Source organism: Sphingomonas sp. AOB5 (assembly GCF_029433115.1).
GTDB lineage: Bacteria > Pseudomonadota > Alphaproteobacteria > Sphingomonadales > Sphingomonadaceae > Sphingomonas.
The window spans coordinates 36748-54075 of sequence record NZ_JARNTV010000026.1 but is presented as its reverse complement, the minus strand read 5'-3'; the positions used below and the strand labels follow the sequence as shown (position 1 = coordinate 54075).

General features: G+C 65.8%; 13 protein-coding genes. 9 read left to right on the top strand and 4 right to left on the bottom strand.

Annotation, left to right across the window (positions count from 1 at the left end):
• The coding region (locus tag P1X14_RS12770; protein ID WP_277315759.1) for a hypothetical protein at nucleotides 1-419 on the top strand (419 nt) is incomplete at its 5' end.
• A gap of 4 nt (nucleotides 420-423) precedes the next feature.
• On the opposite strand, the gene P1X14_RS12765 is transcribed toward P1X14_RS12770, so the two are convergent.
• Nucleotides 424-837, bottom strand: a complete 414-nt coding sequence (locus tag P1X14_RS12765; protein WP_277315758.1) for a hypothetical protein — start codon at nucleotides 835-837, stop codon at nucleotides 424-426.
• Nucleotides 838-999: 162 nt separating this feature from the next.
• Between P1X14_RS12765 and P1X14_RS12760 the strand changes: the two genes are divergently transcribed.
• Together P1X14_RS12760 and P1X14_RS12755 are read left to right on the top strand one after the other, a co-directional pair.
• Nucleotides 1000-1806, top strand: coding sequence for an alpha/beta hydrolase (locus tag P1X14_RS12760; protein ID WP_277315757.1), 807 nt, complete (start codon nucleotides 1000-1002; stop codon nucleotides 1804-1806).
• On the top strand, nucleotides 1806-2987 hold the full coding sequence (locus P1X14_RS12755) for a lipid-transfer protein (RefSeq protein WP_277315756.1): 1182 nt from the start codon (nucleotides 1806-1808) through the stop codon (nucleotides 2985-2987). Before P1X14_RS12760 ends, P1X14_RS12755 begins: the two co-directional genes overlap by 1 nt.
• Nucleotides 2988-3030: 43 nt before the next feature.
• Here P1X14_RS12755 and P1X14_RS12750 read toward each other — a convergent pair whose 3' ends face one another.
• Genes P1X14_RS12750 through P1X14_RS12740 form a run of 3 tightly spaced genes read right to left on the bottom strand, consistent with a single transcriptional unit; the run spans nucleotide 3031 to nucleotide 5735 of the window.
• Nucleotides 3031-4371, bottom strand: a complete 1341-nt coding sequence (locus P1X14_RS12750; protein WP_277315755.1) for an MFS transporter — start codon at nucleotides 4369-4371, stop codon at nucleotides 3031-3033.
• Between the two features lie 57 nt (nucleotides 4372-4428).
• The gene (locus P1X14_RS12745; protein ID WP_277315754.1) at nucleotides 4429-5394 is read right to left on the bottom strand and encodes a hypothetical protein; all 966 of its coding nucleotides are present in this window, start codon (nucleotides 5392-5394) and stop codon (nucleotides 4429-4431) included.
• Nucleotides 5391-5735, bottom strand: a complete 345-nt coding sequence (locus tag P1X14_RS12740; protein WP_277315753.1) for a hypothetical protein — start codon at nucleotides 5733-5735, stop codon at nucleotides 5391-5393. Before P1X14_RS12740 ends, P1X14_RS12745 begins: the two co-directional genes overlap by 4 nt.
• Nucleotides 5736-5934: 199 nt before the next feature.
• Here P1X14_RS12740 and P1X14_RS12735 point away from each other — a divergent pair, with 199 nt between their 5' ends.
• From P1X14_RS12735 to P1X14_RS12710, 6 genes are all read left to right on the top strand, one after another.
• A complete protein-coding gene (locus tag P1X14_RS12735; RefSeq protein ID WP_277315752.1) occupies nucleotides 5935-7605 on the top strand; it encodes an AMP-binding protein in 1671 nt (556 codons plus the stop codon).
• A 99-nt stretch (nucleotides 7606-7704) separates the two neighbouring features.
• Nucleotides 7705-9942, top strand: a complete 2238-nt coding sequence (locus P1X14_RS12730) for a TonB-dependent receptor (protein ID WP_277315751.1) — start codon at nucleotides 7705-7707, stop codon at nucleotides 9940-9942.
• 145 nt (nucleotides 9943-10087) lie between these two features.
• Nucleotides 10088-10786, top strand: a complete 699-nt coding sequence (locus tag P1X14_RS12725; RefSeq protein WP_277315749.1) for a TetR/AcrR family transcriptional regulator — start codon at nucleotides 10088-10090, stop codon at nucleotides 10784-10786.
• A 54-nt stretch (nucleotides 10787-10840) separates the two neighbouring features.
• Nucleotides 10841-13318, top strand: coding sequence for a glycoside hydrolase family 2 protein (locus P1X14_RS12720; RefSeq protein WP_277315748.1), 2478 nt, complete (start codon nucleotides 10841-10843; stop codon nucleotides 13316-13318).
• Nucleotides 13315-14277 (top strand): alpha/beta hydrolase, encoded by a 963-nt coding sequence (locus tag P1X14_RS12715; RefSeq protein ID WP_277315747.1) that lies wholly within the window; start codon nucleotides 13315-13317, stop codon nucleotides 14275-14277. Before P1X14_RS12720 ends, P1X14_RS12715 begins: the two co-directional genes overlap by 4 nt.
• A gap of 283 nt (nucleotides 14278-14560) precedes the next feature.
• Nucleotides 14561-17290 (top strand): TonB-dependent receptor, encoded by a 2730-nt coding sequence (locus P1X14_RS12710; protein ID WP_277315746.1) that lies wholly within the window; start codon nucleotides 14561-14563, stop codon nucleotides 17288-17290.
• The last annotated feature ends 38 nt before the right edge of the window (nucleotides 17291-17328 follow it).

The window sequence follows — 17328 nt, the reverse complement described above, 5'->3', positions numbered from 1 at the left end:
AACCTGCGCTGGCCCAGCCGGCGCCATCCAACGATCCGCGGGCGGCGGCGCGCGAGCGCGTGCGGGCGCAGCGCAACTACGATCCGCAGGCGAAGGTCGCGGCGAACCGCATGCCCGCGGCGGTGACCGTCAATCCGGAATGGGACCGGATGTTTCGCGACCAGTTCCCCAAATTCTTCCCCGGCCACACGCTTATCCGCCAGGCGCTCTACAGCCGCGACTGGTATGTGAAGCGGCACGAGGTCACCAACCAGATCGAGTATCGCCAGATCGGCACCAATTTCGGCGTGCGCGCGCCCGACGGGAAATGCTTCGTCGTCGCGCTCGACTATTATCAGCGCTATGCCAATGGCCGCTACGATTCCGGCTATTTCCAGGACGGCTTCAAGCGCGAACCGATCCTGTGCGAGAATATCTGAGCGGTCAGCCCAGCCCTGCCAGCCGCCGCGCCTCGCGATAGCGGTCGCCCGGGACGAACAGGCGCGGGATATAGTTGCCGGGCCGGGCATCGTCCGGCCGGTCGTTCCGCTGCGATGCGATTCCGGCGCCTTCCAGAGCGCGCTGCAATGCGTCGGCGGCCGCCGCATCCGGCAGATCGGTGAGGTGCCAGTATCGCGTATCGACCAGCGCCAGATAGGCGCGGCACGCGTCGCTCTCGTCGGCCCAGCTTCCGTGATCCTCGATCACCTCGCCGCGTTCGGTATCTGCGACCGACCATGTGGATCCGTCGCGCCGTATCTCCAGATCGAGCATCGAAAGTGTGGCGCTGCCCTCTGCCCACCACAGATGGCGGAAGCCGCGTTCGGCGAGTTCGCGGTGGAGGTCGCGGAGGGACATGCGGGGATCATTCGGTGGCGGGCATGCTTTGTAAAGCGCGCAGTCGCACCGCCGGATACCGTCTGATCTTTATTTATTAATCAATTAATATTGACAGGGTGCACCGATCATGATGTGCCTCCGGCATGGCGGCAAAAAGCGCCGCGCAGGAGAGGTCAGTCTATGCCGTTCGTCCAGAGCAGTGGCGCGAAAATCCATTGGGACTCGCAGGGCGAGGGGCCGCCGGTCCTACTGATCATGGGCCATCTCTACAGCAGCAAGATGTGGTACCCGCTGCTGCCCGAACTGACCAAGACGCACCGCGCCATCTGGTTCGACAATCGCGGCACCGGCGAGAGCGATACGACCAGCGGCGTCACCGTCGAGCAACTCACCGCCGATGCGCTGGCGGTGCTCGACGCGGCGGGCGTGGACAAGGCGCATGTCTATGGCGTGTCGATGGGCGGCGGCATCGCAGCGGAATTCGCGATGCGCTATCCGGAACGGACGCTTTCGGTGACGCTCGGCTGCACCATGCTCAAGACCGAGGGCATCGCTTTCGCCGGTGCGCAGAAGCTGATCTACAATCTGCCGCGCTGGCTGGTGCGCGCGATGTTCAAGCGGACCAAGCCCGAGAATTACGGCACCAACGCCCCCCGCGACGCGGCGCTGCACGATATCAAGATACTGGGGCAGGACCGTTTCACCATGAAGGGCGTGCGCGAGCAGGCCAAGGCGATCGCCGCCTACGCCACCACCCGCGAACGCGCGGTGGCGACCATCACCATGCCGGTGCTGGTGCTGCATGGCGATGAGGACACCGCCGTGCCGGTCGAGAAGGGCCGGGAGCTGCACGCGCTGCTGCCGCACAGCAAATATGTCGAGTTCAAGGGCGCGGGGCATAATTACCTTGTCGCCAACAATGCGGGATCGACCACCGCCTTTCTCGATTTCATCGACGGCGTCGACCGCGGACAGGGAGGCGAATGATGGCGCGCGTCCGCATCGCCGGGGTGGGCATGATCCCCTTCGCCAAGCCGGGGCAGAGCGAGGATTGGGACGTGATGGCCGAAAAGGCGATCCGCCTCGCGCTGGCCGATGCGGGCGTGGGGTATGAGCTGATCCAGCAGGCCTATGCCGGCTATGTCTATGCCGACAGCACGGCGGGCCAGTCGGCGCTGTACCGCGTGGGATGCACCGGCATTCCCATCGTCAACGTCAACAACAACTGCTCGACCGGATCCACCGCGCTGTATCTCGCGCGGCAGGCGATCGAGAGCGGGGCGATCGATTGCGCGCTGGCCTTCGGCTTCGAACAGATGCTGCCCGGCGCGCTGGGCGCGGTGTTCAACGATCGCAAGCGTACGCTCGACCATCATCTGACGCGGCAGGAAGCGATATTGGGGCAGGACGACACCTCGCCCTTGGTCGCGCAGCAATTCGGCGGGGCGGGGCTGGATTACCAGTCGCGTTACGGCACCCCGGACGAAGTATTCGGGATGATCTCGGTCAAGGCACGGGCGCATGCGGCGAACAATCCCTTCGCCTTGCTCCGCGCGCCGATCACGCTCGACGAGGTGATGGAATCGAAGCATCTCTACGGCCCGCTCACCCGCTTCCAGGCCTGTCCGCCGACCTGCGGCGCGGCCGCGGCGGTGCTGGTTTCGCCGGCCTTTGCCGCGAAACATGGGCTTAACGCCGGAGTGGAGATCGTCGGTCAGGCGATGACCACCGACTATGCCTCCACCTTCGAAGGCAGTTCGATGATGAGCGTCGTCGGATACGAGATGACGCGCGAGGCGGCGCGGATGGTCTATGACCAGGCGGGCGTGGGCCCCGGCGACATCCGCGCGATCGAGCTGCACGACTGTTTCACCGCGAACGAGCTGATCAGCTACGAGGCGCTCGGCCTGTGTCCGGAAGGCGGCGCGGAAGCCTATATCCGCAGCGGCGGCAACACCTATGGCGGCACCCATGTCACCAATCCCTCGGGCGGGCTGCTGTCCAAGGGGCATCCGCTCGGCGCCACAGGTCTGGCGCAATGCTATGAGCTGACCCAGCAGCTGCGCGGCAATGCCGATGCGCGGCAGGTGGAAGGCGTACGCTTCGCCCTGCAGCATAATCTGGGCCTTGGCGGCGCCTGCGTCGTGACGATGTACGGCCGCGCCTGAGCGGTTCGCGGGCCGCGCTTTACGCACGGCCCGCGTCCCCCTTTTAACCCATCGCCGGGATCATCTTCGCGTCCGGATCGCGCGCGACCGGCTCCGGCGCGCCACGCATCGCGAACCAGAAGCCGATCAGCGAGATGAAGCCGGTCACAACGCCCAGCACCGCGATCGCTTCGCCCAGCCCGCGCGGGCCGCTATTGTAGCTGGCAATCCAGCCGATCAGCGGCGGCGCCACGCCCGCCACCACGAAGGTGTTGACGATCTTCATGCCCGCCAGCGTGATTGCGCGCTCCTCGTTCGGGATCAGCACGGCGATCGATGCGGAGCACACCAGGTTGATGATCGTGCCGCCGGTCAGCAGCGCGAACAGCACCCAGGCGAAACCGGTCACCGTCGGCATGATCGAAAAGGCACCCGCCGGAATGGTCAGCGCGGTGGCGATCAGCGCGGGCAGCAGGATGCCGCCGCGCATCTTGAGCTTGGTGCCCGCATCCGCCGCGAAGCCGCCGATGATCGATCCGACAATGCCCGAACCGAGGATGACGAGGCCGACCCATGCGCCGAAATCGCCGGGCGACTGGCCATATTGGCGGACCAGCACCGCGCCCATCCAGATCGCCGCCGCACCCTCGGCGAGGCCACCGGTAAGCTGTGCGAACATCAGCGGGCCGAGAAAGCCCTTGCGAAGCCACAGCGCCTGCATCGCGTCGCGGATCGACACGCTGGCACGCTCGACTTCGTAGCGCGGTGGTTCCTTGAGCATGAACAGCGGCAGGACGAGCAAAGCCGCGCCGATGCCGACGAGCAGATGGACTTCGCGCCACGCGGTCATGCCGAGCAGCCCGGACCCCGGATTCTTCGAGAGATAGCCGAACAGCGTGCCGCCGATCGCGAACGCCGCCGCGACGCCGCCCCAGGCGCCGATCGACACCAGCAGCATGCTGCGCCCGCGCCGTTCGGGCATGCAGACATCTGCCAGGATCGAGACCAGCACCGGGAAGGCGCAGCCGCCGCCGATGCCGGCGATCAGCCGTGCGAGGAAGAAGGTGGTGAAATCGGTCGCGAACGCGGTCCCGATGGTGCCGACGGCCCAGCATGAGGCAAGGACGATCAGCAGGCGCGTGCGCGTGCTGTGATCGACCATCCACGCAATCGGGATCGACAGGACAGCGGTCGGGATCAGCGTCGCCATGCCCGCGAGCAGGCCGAGATCCCAGTCGGACAGTTTGAGATCCGCCTTGATCGATTCGAGCAAAGGCGCGGCCAGCCCGCCCACGGTCAGCGCCGAGAAGATGGTCAGCGTCAGCAGCCAGATCACGCTCCATTTGGTCGGGCGGAAGGCCGTTGCGGGCGCTGGCGGAGTACCGGCTTCGGTGGTTTGGAGCACGATCGGTCCTTTGGTCTGAAGGCCACCGGACGGCGCGTGCCGCCCGGTGGCACGCGTCTAGAGGTTGAAGAAATTGTCCCAGATATAAGGCGCGGCGTCGATCGGGGCCTTGTCCGGATCGCTGCCGAACTCGTCATAGCCATTGTAGAGCACATGCTCGCCATTCGCGATCGTCACCAGCGACACGCGGACCCCGGCGGCGCAGCTGCGATATTCCTCGCGCCGCGATCCGGCATAGCGGGTGCCGTCCGGCAGCTGCTCGCGGAAGAGATCGTCGCTGCAGCTGTTGATCAGCTTCCATGCGGCAAAGCTCTCGCGCGCACCCTGGATGCCCAACGGCACGCCGGCGATGGTGCCGGGCAGGAAGGGCAAGGGCGGCGGGTTGCCGTAATAGGAAATGGTGCCGTCGGCAGTGCCCGCAATCTCGGCGATGGTGATCGGCCGCGCCGGGCTGCAGCTTGCGCGGTTCAGCGGATAGGAGACCGAGACCGATGCGCGGACCACGTCCGCCGCTTCGCACGCCATGCGCTGTGCCATGCCGCCGCCATTGGAGATGCCGGTGACGAACACGCGGGTCTCGTCGATATTCGCGCGGCCCTTCATCGCGGCGATGATCGCGCGCGAGAAGCTGACATCGTTGATGAACAAAGTGTCGGCCAGGAAGCAGCAGCCATAGGCGTTCCACGCGAGGCCGAAACCGTTGGGCCATACCGCGATGAACCCGCGCCGGTCGGACTCGGCCAGCTGCCCCGAATAGCGGCGCTCGTTGGACGCGTCCTTGCTGAAGCCGTGATAGTCGAGCAGCAGCGGCACTGCGGTGCCGCCGGTATAGCTGGCCGGCACATGCACCAGATAGTTGCGGATCAGCCCGCCGTGCAGCGTGGTGATCGAATAGTCGCCGGGCGTCAGGCAATTGGTGACGCAGGGTGCCGCGGCGGCAGGCGCGGCGGTCAGCCCCACGCCCAGCGCCGCGAGCAACAGCAGCTCGATGCGCTGGCAGAAACGCCTAAGACTGGCCTTCATTGCGGTTTCTCCTCTCCGTTTTCTGATCCCCCCGGATCGGTGCGGCGCGCGGGCCGCGGCGGCAGGGGCTTGAGGCCCCCGTCCTGATTGAGTTCGGCCGGCAGTGGCGGATCGGTGAAATCCTTGCGCGTCTGCATTTGGGCCGGTGGCGCCGCGCTGGCCGGTTCCGGCGCGGAGGCCGAGTCGGGCAGGCGCTCGATATGGTCGGTGGATAGGTTGGCGGCGGGCGCAGAAGGCGCCGCCTGCACGACGGCATTATCGGCCGGAACGACGATCACCGCATTGCCCTGCGAATCGCCATGGTCGCAGCCGGACAGGGCCGGCATCGCCAGCACGGCCATGGCCAGCGGCCACGCATTCCGGCGCGATCGTCGATCTCCCACGCACGCTCTCCCAGTGGCGCCATGTGTCCGGCGCTTCGGTGCCGTGCATAAACCGGTCGCAACAAATTCACTAGAAAATAAATCAAGATTGACAGCGCGACGGAGCCGATGCCATCCAGCCGACAACGAAAATCCGCGTAATCAGGAGAGTGTGGCCATGGCCGAGGGGCAGCCGCAGCCGGGGAAAATGCAGGACGAACGGGCGGGTGCGATGACCGCACCGGGCCCTTTGCAGCCCTATGAACTGACGCTCGACAAGCTCATCGATCATGCCGGCAAATGGCATCCGCGGGGCGAGGTGATCACCGGCGGCGGTGCGGGCACGGTGCCGACGCGAATCGATTTCGCCGCGATGCGCGATCGCAGCAACCACCTGTCCGGCGCGCTGCTCGCGCTTGGCATGGCGCGGGGCGATCGCATCGCGACGCTGGCGTGGAACAGCCAGGGCCATATGGAAATCTGGTACGCCGCCTTCGGGATCGGGGTCAGCAGCCACACGCTCAACCCCCGGCTGGGCATCGCCCAGATCGCCGACATGATCCGTCAGGCGGGCGATCGACTGCTCGCGATCAGCGCTGATCAGGCGGCGGTCGCCGAAGCGCTGGTACCGTTATGCCCGAAACTCGAATCGGTGCTGGTGCTCGACGAGCCGGGCGGCGACGCCTGGCCGCTGCCCGCATGCACGGTGCCCGTATGGACGCAGGCGCGGCTGCTCGCGGAGCTCGGCGCGCCGGCCGAATGGGGCGGCTTCTCCGAGTCGCTCGAGGCCGGACTCTGCTTCACGTCGGGCACCACCGGTGCGCCGAAGGGCGTGCCGTACAGCCATCGCTGCAATTACCTCGTCACGCTCAATCTGCTGCAGAGCGACGTGATGGGCATCAACGCCCGCGACACGATCCTGGCCGCGGTGCCGATGTTCCACGCAAACGGCTGGGGCCTGCCGTTCGCGGCGCCCGCGGCTGGCGCGCGGCTTGTGTTCCCCTGCCGCCACAATGACGGCGCCAGCCTGGCCGAACTGATCCGCAGCGAAGGCGTGACGCTGGCGGTCGGCGTGCCGACGGTGTGGCTCGGGCTGATCGAGCATCTCGAAGCGACCGGCGAAACCCTGCCTTCGTTGCAGCGCGTGCTGCTCGGCGGATCGGGCGTGCCGCAGGCATTGATCGACCGGATCGAGTCGCGGCTGGGCGTTTGCGTCCAGACGAGCTGGGGCATGACCGAGCTTTCACCGCTCGGGACGGTGACGCCGTCGGGGTCGCCCGGCCGGGCCAGCACCGCGGGGCGTCCGCCGGTTGGCGTCGACCTGCGCCTGATCGATGCCGAGGGCCGGGTGCTGGGCGAGCAGCGCGGGGTCGAGGGCCATCTGCAGGTGCGCGGATCGAGCACGATCGATCGCTATCTGGGGCAGGATGAATCGGTCACGCATGACGGCGGCTGGTTCGACACCGGCGATCTCGCGGTGATCGATGCCGAGGGCAATCTGGCAATCACCGGACGCGCCAAGGACCTGATCAAGTCGGGCGGCGAATGGATCAATCCCGGCGAGATCGAAGCGATCGTCGGCGGGTTGCCGGGCGTGTCGCTGGTCGCCGTGATCGGCCGCGCGCATCCCAAATGGAGCGAGCGCCCGGTGGTGGTGGTCGAATCGGAAAAGGGCGCGAGCGTTTCCGACGCCGCGATCCGCGCCGCACTGGATGGCGCCGTCCCGCGCTGGTGGATGCCCGACGCGATCCTGCGCGTCGATCCGATGCCGCTCGCCGCGACCGGCAAGGTCGACAAGCAGGCATTGCGGGCGCGGTTCGGTGCGGATCCCGACGCGGTCGCGGCATAATCTTGATTTACTAATCAATGAATATTGACGCCGATTTTGGAATCGGTATGTTTGAAGCGTGAAGGCACCCAAAGAGTGCCTCCAGTTCGGAGAGGATCAATGAAGGCATTCTGCTTGCTCACCGTCTCGGCCGTTGCCCTGATGAGCGTCGCGTCCGCACAGGCGCAGACCACCGACCCCACACCTGCCGCGACCGTCCAGTCTGACGATGGCGCCACCAATGACGAGATCGTCGTCACTGCCGAGCGCCGCTCGACCAGCCTGCAGCGCACCGGCGTCGCCGCGACCGTCCTCACCGGCGAGGATCTGGTCCGCAAGAGCGTCAACGGCGTCGAGCAGCTCCAGTTCGCCACGCCGTCGCTGACCGTCAACACCACCGGTCAGGGCAATGCGTTCAACATCCGCGGCATCGGCAAGACCGAGCAGACGAGTGCCATTGGGGTAGGCGTCGTCACCTATCGCGACGGTGTCGCCACGCTGCCCGGCTATTTCCAGTCCGAGCCCTATTACGACATTGCCAGCGTCGAAGTGCTGCGCGGTCCGCAGGGCACGTTCGCGGGCGGCAACGCCACCGGCGGTGCGATCTTCATCACCCAGAAGAACCCCGATGTGAACAGCGTCAACGGCTACGTCATGGCGCAGTATGGCAATTACAACGACATCAAGGTGCAGGGCGCGATCAACCTGCCGATCAGCAGCACGCTGGCGCTGCGCGTCGCAGGCAATGTCGAGCATCGCGACACGTTCTACACCGTCACCGGCGCCTGGACGGGCAACCCCGGCGACCGCCGCGATTATAGCGGCCGCGCCAGCCTGCTCTGGGAACCCAGCGCCAATTTCCGGGTGCTGCTGAAGGGCGATTACAACAATATCGAATATGGTGGCCTGCCCGCCAGTGCCTCCAATATCGGCACTGCCGCCGCGCCGATCCCCAACACCAGCGATCCGCTGGTCGTTGCGAACAACGCCTATCTGAACGGCCGCGACGAGTTCGGCCGCGTCGTGCTCAACATGGCCTACACGACCGACAGCGGCATCGTGTTCCGCTCGATCAGCGGCTTCCAGCGCGGCACCACGCAGATCAACTATGACGGCGACGGCACTGCCGCGACCGGCACCGCAGCCGTGCCCGCGAACGAATTCCGCGACAATATCAGCGAAGAGATCTGGTCGCAGGAATTCAACATCGTCTCGCCGGACACCGGCCGCTTCACCTGGGTGATCGGCGGCTATTATCAGAGCGACAAGATCTTCATCCCGCCCAATGGCGGCTATTATTCCGACCTGACGCCGAACACCTTCACCCAGTTCGACATCGAGATCGTCGGCACCAATCCCAAGACCGCGCTCGCCGCGTTCGGCCAGGTCGGCTACAAGCTGACCGACAGTCTGCAGGTGACGCTGGGCGGCCGCTGGTCGCGCAGCAGCTCGGCCAACGACGCCGTCGCCCGGGCCTATTTCACCGGCATCGCCGCGCCGGTCGCGCAGCTCGTCCAGGTCGACAAGACCGTCAACAAGAAGTTCAACGGCAAGGTCGCGGTGAACTGGACCGTCGACGCGAACAACTTCCTCTATGCCTTCGTCGCCACCGGCACCAAGGCGGGCGGTCTCAACGGCCCGAACCTCGCGGGCCTTGCGCCGCTGGCGTTCGCGCCCGAGGACGTGACCGATTTCGAGCTGGGCTGGAAAGGCACCTTCATGAACGGTCGCCTGCGCACGCAGCTGGGCGGCTATTACAACCTGTTCAAGAATTTCCAGGTCAACATCATCGATCCGCGCTCGCCGGGTCTCTCGTCGCTGTACAATGTGCCGGGCGAAACCAAGCTGTACGGCCTCGAGGCTTCGGCACAGGGCAATTTCGACGGCTTCTCGTTCGACATGTCGATGTCGGTGTCGAATTCCGAACTGGCGACCTTCTACGCCATCGATCCGCGTGCGGGCACGCCGCCCGCGGCCTGCAACCCGACCGCAGGTCCGGTCACGGCGCGCTGCATCAACCTGACCGGCCGTGAGCAGAATTATGCGCCGAAGTTCACCTTCAGCGGCGGCGTGCAATATGCGATCCGGCTGGGCGACAACGCGACGCTGACCCCGCGCCTCGACTTTGCCCATATCGGCGCGGTGTGGGGCACGCTGTTCCAGGATGCGGCGCGCGGCGACCGGATCGAGGATCGCAACATCCTCAACGCCCAGCTCACGCTGACCACGGGCGACTGGTCGATTGCGGGCTATTCGACCAACCTGACCAACGAACATTATGTCGGTGCGATCAACGGCGCCCGCCGTCTCGCCGGTGCGCCGCGCCAATATGGCGTGCGTGTCAGTCGCAGCTTCTGATCCCCTTGGCTGCGGGCCGGCGCGGGCCGGTCCGCAGCATAGTTATTGGCATCCGTTATGAAGATCGACAAAAGCCATGGATCATGCGGGACTTACTTTGTCGGCAGCCATTGCTGACCGGGTGCGTCCGATCGATGGAGCGACAATGACCGAAGCCAAGCCCAAGCGGCGGACCAAGGCGCAGCAGCGCGCCGAGTCTCTCGAGCAGATTCTCGACGCCGCCGAACTGCTCTTCTCGCAGCGTGGCCTGTACGGCGTCACGCTGAAGGACGTCGCGCAGCAGGCGGGCGTCCACACCTCGCTCCTCCATTATTATTTCGAGGACAAGAAGGCGATGTTCGACGCGGTGTTCGCCCGCCGCGCCGCGGTCACCGCCGATCTGCGCATGGCCGCGCTCGATCGCTATGCTGGGGAATGCCGCGGCAAGCCTACGGTGGAGGGTGCACTGCGCGCCTTTCTCGACACCGATCTCGATCTCTACATTCAGGGCGGTGAGGGCTGGCGCAATTTCGCGGCGCTCGGCGCGCAGGTTGCGATGGCGCCGAAATGGGGCGCCAAGCTGTTCGACGATCATTTCGACGCGGTGGTGCTCAAGCTGATCGGGCTGCTCAAGCAGGCGCTCCCCGATTGCCCGGAAGAGGATATCTTTTGGGGCTATCATTTCGTGACCGGATCGCTGGTCATGACGCTGGCCCGCACCGGCCGCATCGACGAGCTGTCGCACGGCCTGTGCAAGTCGGAGGATTTTCCGGCGGTCAAGGCGCGGATGGCGCGCTTCCTGGCCTTCGGCTTCGAAGGCATTTGCCGCGATCGTGCGGAGGCGCGGGCCGCGGCCAAGGGCTGAGGGTTCCCCTCGGTCCGGGCGATACGAGTTTCATTTCAGCCAGGACCGAGAATGATGGACAGCATTGCCGCCGCATGGCGGATCAGGGATTTCGTGCCCGGCGAAGGGCTGGCGGCTGGCGCTGCGCTGGGTGAAGGCGAAGGCTGGATCCCTGCCGAAGCGCCGGGCGACACCTATCGTGCGCTGATCGCGGCCGGGCGGCTGGAAGATCCCTATCGGGGCCGCAACGAAGCGGCGGCGGCCTGGGTGCGCGACCGCGAATGGTGGTGGCATTCGACGCTCGAGCTTGCCCCGTCACAGCCGGGCGAGAAGCTCACGCTGGTCTTCGACGGACTCGATACCTTTGCCGACATCTATCTCGACGGCGCGCTGCTGGGGCAGGCCGGCAACATGTTCCGCAGCTGGCGGTTCGATCTGAGCGATGTGGCGCCGGGCGCGCATGCGCTGGCGATCTGCTTCCATCCGACCGCGGCGATGGTCGCGGGCGCGCCGCTTCCGGCGTGGAGCAGCTTCACCGACCGGATCAGCCGCTCGCGCCGCACATTGATGCGCAAGGCGCAGTTCGGCTGGGGCTGGGACTGGGGTCCCGATCTGCCGACGATCGGCATCTGGCAGCCGGTGCATGTCGAGCGGCGGCGCAGCGCGGTGGTGCGCAGCGTCAACTTCTCGACGCTCTCGATCGACGACGGCACGGCGCAGGTGACTGCCGAAGCCGAATTGTCGGGATCGGCCGAGGTGGTTTTCGAACTGATCGATCCCGACGGCGTGACGGTCGCCAGCGCAACACGCCATGGCTCGGGCGGTGTCGCGATGACCGTGCCCGACGCAAAGCTGTGGTGGACCGCCGATCTGGGCGGGCAGCCGCTCTACACGCTGGTCGCGCGGATCGAAGGCGCGCCGGAGCATCGCACCCGCGTGGGCATCCGCACCATCGCCATCGATCAGTCGCCCGATCCGGACGAACCGGGCACGACCTTCTTCCGCTTCGTCCTGAACGGCGTGCCGATCTTCGCCAAGGGAAGCTGCTGGGTCCCGGCCAGTTCGTTCGTCGGCGCGATCCCCGATACGGCCTATCGCGACCTGCTGGCGCGCGCGGTCGAAGCCAACATGAACATGATCCGCGTGTGGGGCGGCGGCATCTACGAACCCGATCTCTTCTATGACGAGTGCGACCGGCTGGGCCTGCTGGTGTGGCAGGACTTCATGTTCGCCTGCGCGCCCTATCCCGACAACGACCCGGCCTTTGTCGAGAATGTCCGGGCCGAAGTGGCCGAGCAGGTCGCGCGGCTGCGGCACCGCGCCTGCCTTGCGCTTTGGTGCGGCAATAACGAGAATCAGGCGATCCAGTTCTTCGACGATTATGTGAAGGGCGTGCAGACCCCGCTGGCCGGCCTGAGCTTCTATGACGAGCTGATCCCCGCGATACTCGGGCAGCTCGATCCGGTGACGCCTTACTGGCCGAGCAGCCCCTGGGGCGGGCCGACGCCTAACAGCATGCGCGGCGGCGATGTGCACAACTGGACGGTGTGGCACGGCATCCCGCTGGTCCCCGATGCCGATCCGGTCGGTGCCTACGAGACTGCGCCCGAAGGCGTCGCCTTCACCCGCTATGCCGAGGACATGGCGCGCTTCGTCAGCGAGTTCGGGCTGCAGGGCGCGCCGGATATCGGCACGCTGCGGCGCTGGATGGCGCCGGAAGACATGGTGCTGGGCAGCGAGGGCTTCCTCGAACGCATCAAGGATGTGGCCGACAAGGCCAGCGCGATGATGGCGCCCGTCACCGGCGCGCCCGCCACGCTGGAGCAGTTTGTCGACTTCACCATGATGGCTCAGGCCGAGGGACTGAAGTTCGGCATCGAACATTATCGCCGCCGCAAGCCGCATTGCTCGGGCGCGTTGATCTGGCAACATAATGATTGCTGGCCCTGTGTGAGCTGGAGCCTGATCGACTATGATGGCGTGGCAAAGGCCAGCTTCTATTCGACCATGCGGGCCTTCGCCCCGGTGATGGCCTCGTTCCGGCGCGATGGCGATGCGGCCGAGCTGTGGATCACCAACGACGGGCTGACGCCGGTCCATGGCGAGGTGGTGGTGGCGCTCGTGCGACTCGACGGCGGCGCGGCGTGGCGCAAGACCGTATCGGCCGATGTCGCGGCCAATGCCAGCGCGTGCATCTGGCGCGGGACCGTGATCGATACGCCCGATCATGTCCTGACGGTGCGCAGCCCGGACGGGCTGTTCCCGGACAACCGGCTGCTGCTGGCGCCGATCAAGGCGCTGGCCCTCACCGATCCCGGGCTTCGCGTGACCGGCGAGCAGGTGGATGGCGAACTCCGCCTGACCATCACCGCCGATCGCTATGCGCTTGCCGTGCGGCTGCGTTCGGACGAGGCTGACCTGCGCTTCGACGACAATCATTTCGATCTGGCCGGCGGCGAGCGGCGCACGATCATCGTGATCCGCACCGGCGGCGGTGCGGTATCGCCGGACAGCGTCGAAGTGACGAGCTGGAACGAGAGGTATCCCGTATGAGCGACCCACGCGATCAGGTGGACCCGGAGCTGCTCCCGCTGCTCGACCTGTGGCCGCAGCTCACGCTCGACGAGACGACCCTGCCGCTGTTGCGTCAGCCCGGCCGCTTGCCGCTCGGCGAGATCGTCAATCCCGAACGGGTCGAGCGCGGTGAGGCGGTGGTGCCCGGCCGCGATGGCGCGCCCGACGTCGCCCTGGTCCATTACCGCCCGGCTGGGCGTGCTGGCGAGTTGCTGCCCTGCATTTATCACATCCATGGCGGCGGCTATGTCGCGGGCACCGCCGGATCGCTCGAACCGATCCATCGTGCGATGGTCGAGCGGCTCGACTGCGCGATCGTGTCGGTCGAGTACCGGCTGGCGCCCGAGACGGTGTTCCCCGGTCCGCTTGAGGATTGCTATGCCGGCCTGCTCTGGCTGTTCGCCAATGCCGAAAAGCTCGGCGTCGACGCACGCCGCATCGGCCTGCGCGGCGAGAGTGCGGGCGGCGGGCTGGCGGCGGCGCTGGCGTTGCTGGCGCGCGACCGGGGCGAAGTGACGCCGGCATTCCAGCAACTCATCTATCCGATGCTCGACGATCGCACCTGCACCGCCGATCCGCACCCTCATGCGGGCAGACTGGTGTGGAACCATGGCAGCAACTGCTTCGGCTGGCGCAGCTATCTGGGGGGCGAGCCGGGATCGGACGGTGTATCGCCCTATGCCGCGGCCGCGCGCGCGGAGCAGCTTGGGGGCCTTCCGCCCGCGTTCGTCGCGACCGGTTCGATCGATCTCTTCGTCGACGAGGATATCGCCTATGCCGCGCGCCTGATCCGCGCGGGCGTCGCGACCGAGCTGCATGTCTATCCCGGCGGTTTCCACGCCTTCGACGTCGATCCCGCGGCCGATATCGCGGTGCGCATGCGCCGCGACAGCCTGCACTGGTTGGCCCGCCATCTGAGGCCCGCAGCGGCGAACTGAGCCGCCGGATTTCGCGTTTCCCGTTGCCCGTTTCGCGCCGCCGGCAATGCCGGGATGGCGCGATGAATCATGTCAAAACGGCGCGCGACACGCGATTCGATTGCGCGAATTGCAAAGATGTCGCGCCTGATGCCCGTTCGGTGACCGATCTATCACATTATAATATCGTGATTTTATGAGAGCGCCGTCATGCGCGCATTCGCAATGATTTCATAATTGACACTGCGTCTCACAGGTGGCACGAATGCACCGCGGCCACGAAGAGCCGGAATGTGGAGGGGATATGCGAGACATGAACATGGCGAAGCGGATGCGCAGGATGCTGGCCGGTACGGCCGCTTGTTCGGCGATTGCGATGGTTGCGCTTTGGGCGCCCCAGGCCGCGGCGCAGACCAGCAAGGACGAAAGCGCGGAAGCGCAGGACGGTCAGGAGATCGTCGTCACCGGCTATGCCGCCAGCCTCGAACGCGCGCTTCAGAACAAGCGCAACGCCGACGTCGTCAGCGATGGCATCGCCGCCGAGGATATCGGCAAATATCCCGAACAGAATGTCGCGGAGTCGCTCCAGCGCGTCACCGGCGTGCAGATCACCCGCACGCTTGGCGAAGGCCAGTTCCTTTCCGTCCGCGGCCTCGATCCGAAATTCACCAACACGCTCTATAACGGCCGCCAGCTGCCCTCGGCTTCGGGTACGCGTGCGTTCGACTTCCAGGTGCTGACCGCCAACTTCGCCAGCCGCGTGGACGTGTACAAGTCGCCGACCGCCGATCTGATCGAGAGCGGCCTTGCCGCGACGGTCAACATGCAGACGATCAGCCCGCTGACCGTGGGCCGCAAGTTCGCGCTCAGCGTCGAGGGCAATTACGACCAGCAGCTCGAAGGCGGCATCGATCCGCACATCTCGGCGCTGTACAGCGACACGTTCTTCGACGGGCGGCTGGGGATCAGCGTTGCGGTCGACATCAACGATCGCAAGTTCAACAGCCAGACCTACAGCACCGACGGCGTCGTGGCCGACGGCACCTATGCCGGTCCGGGCACGCGCTACCGCATCTTCGGCCTGCATCAGAACGACATGATCGGCAGCAACAAGCGCCGCAGCGCCGCGGGTACGATCCAGTTCAAGCCGACCGACAATCTCGAGCTTCGGCTCGACGGCATCTATTCGCACTTCGGCCAGAAGTTCGACATGTACCAGGGCAATAACTGGTATACCGGCGCCGGCGCGCTGGGGCCGTCGCCGACGGATACGACCACGGTCGACGGCAATGGCGTGGAAGTCGCGTGGCGCGGCACCAACGTCTTCGCCTGGGTTCAGGCCAACCGCTACGAGTTCGTGCAGGACATGTATTCGACCGCCTTTTCGGGCGCGCTCGATCTCGGCAAGTGGAAGGTGAGCGGCGAACTTTCCTATGGTCACGCGATCGAGCGGACCACCCAGGCATTCGTATCGTGGGCAACGCGTTCGCCGGGCGCCAGTCTTTACTACGACACCACCACCGATCCCGGCGGTCCGGCCAGCTTCGGCTTTTACAACGGCTTCAACCCGGCCGATAAGAACAACTATTATTTCTTCGGCGTGCAGGGGAATTACCGCCAGCCGACGACCGACGAGATCTGGAACGGCAAGGTCGACGTCGCGCGCACCTTCGATGGCGGCTTCCTGCGCGGCATTCGCGCGGGCATCAACATCCAGGATCGCATCCTGGCGACCACGCCCAACTATATCAGCAACTCGGCGGCAGGCTTGCCGACAGACATGAGCGGCTATCTCTATGTCCGGCGCAATCCGAACTTCTTCGCGTCCTATGACGGCGGTTCGGATTTCCCGCGCACCTTCCTGACGGTCGATCTTCCGGCACTGTTCGCGGACTTCCCGCTCGACAAGCTGGCGACGATCAATCCCCCGATCCAGTCGCTGACCACCACGACGCGGGTGCAGGAAAAGTCGCAGGCCGGCTATGTCCGCGCCGACTTCGCGTCGAGCAACGATCTGCTCAAGATCAACGCCGGTGTCCGCATCGTCCGCACCGAGCAATTGTCGGCGGGCTATGTGCCTTCGCCGGGCGCGACGCTGATCTATGGCCTGTTCGGCGGCGGCAACTCGCTGAGCTACAGCGACGCGGCGGTGCAGGCACAGCGTAACGTCTACACCTATGCGCTGCCTTCGCTGAATGCGCGCTACCAGATCGGCAACGACTTCCTGGTCCGCATCGCGCTGGCGCGGGTGATGCAGCGTCCGGACATGAACCTGCTGGCCGCGGCCAGCAGCCCGAACGCTTCGTCGGGTCCGCCGCCCTCGGGCACGTGGCGCGGCACGCTGAACCGCGGCAATCCGGACCTGAAGCCCTATCTGTCGGATCAGGCGGACGTGTCGCTGGAATGGTATTTCGGGCGGCAGAACATGGTCGGCGCCGCGGTGTTCGTGAAGCGCGTGCAGAACCTGGTCCTCACCAACTATTCCGACCAGACCGTCAACGTGACGCTGAACGGCAGCAGCACGGTGTTGCCGATGCTCCTCTCGGTGGCGCAGCCGGTCAATGCCGAGACGACGACGATCAAGGGTCTCGAAGTCGGCTATCAGCAGTCGTTGAGCTTCCTGCCCGGGCCGCTGGGCAAGCTGGGGGTGCGCGCCAACTGGACGCATATCTGGTACGGCAATGTCGTGCTGAACCAGGGTTCGCCCGCGGTGCCGCTGACCGGCATCTCGAAGGACACCTATAATGTCGGCGCCTATTATGACGACGGCACCTTCAGCCTGCATGCCGGCTATAATTACCGCAGCCGCTGGGTTCAGGATCCGCTGAGCTACTTCGGCGACGGCATCTTCACCGAAGGCTATGGCCAGCTCGATTTCGCGGCGAACTATCGCATCACGCAGAATTTCAGCGTGAACGCGTGGCTGATCAACGCCACCGAATCCGCCCTGCGCCAGACCAACCGCTACGGCATCACGCGCCTCTATGAACTGAGCGGCCGACGCTTCACCATCGGCGCCCGTGCCACCTTCTGAGGCACGGTCCCGCGCAAGCGGGATGAACGGCTCCCCCG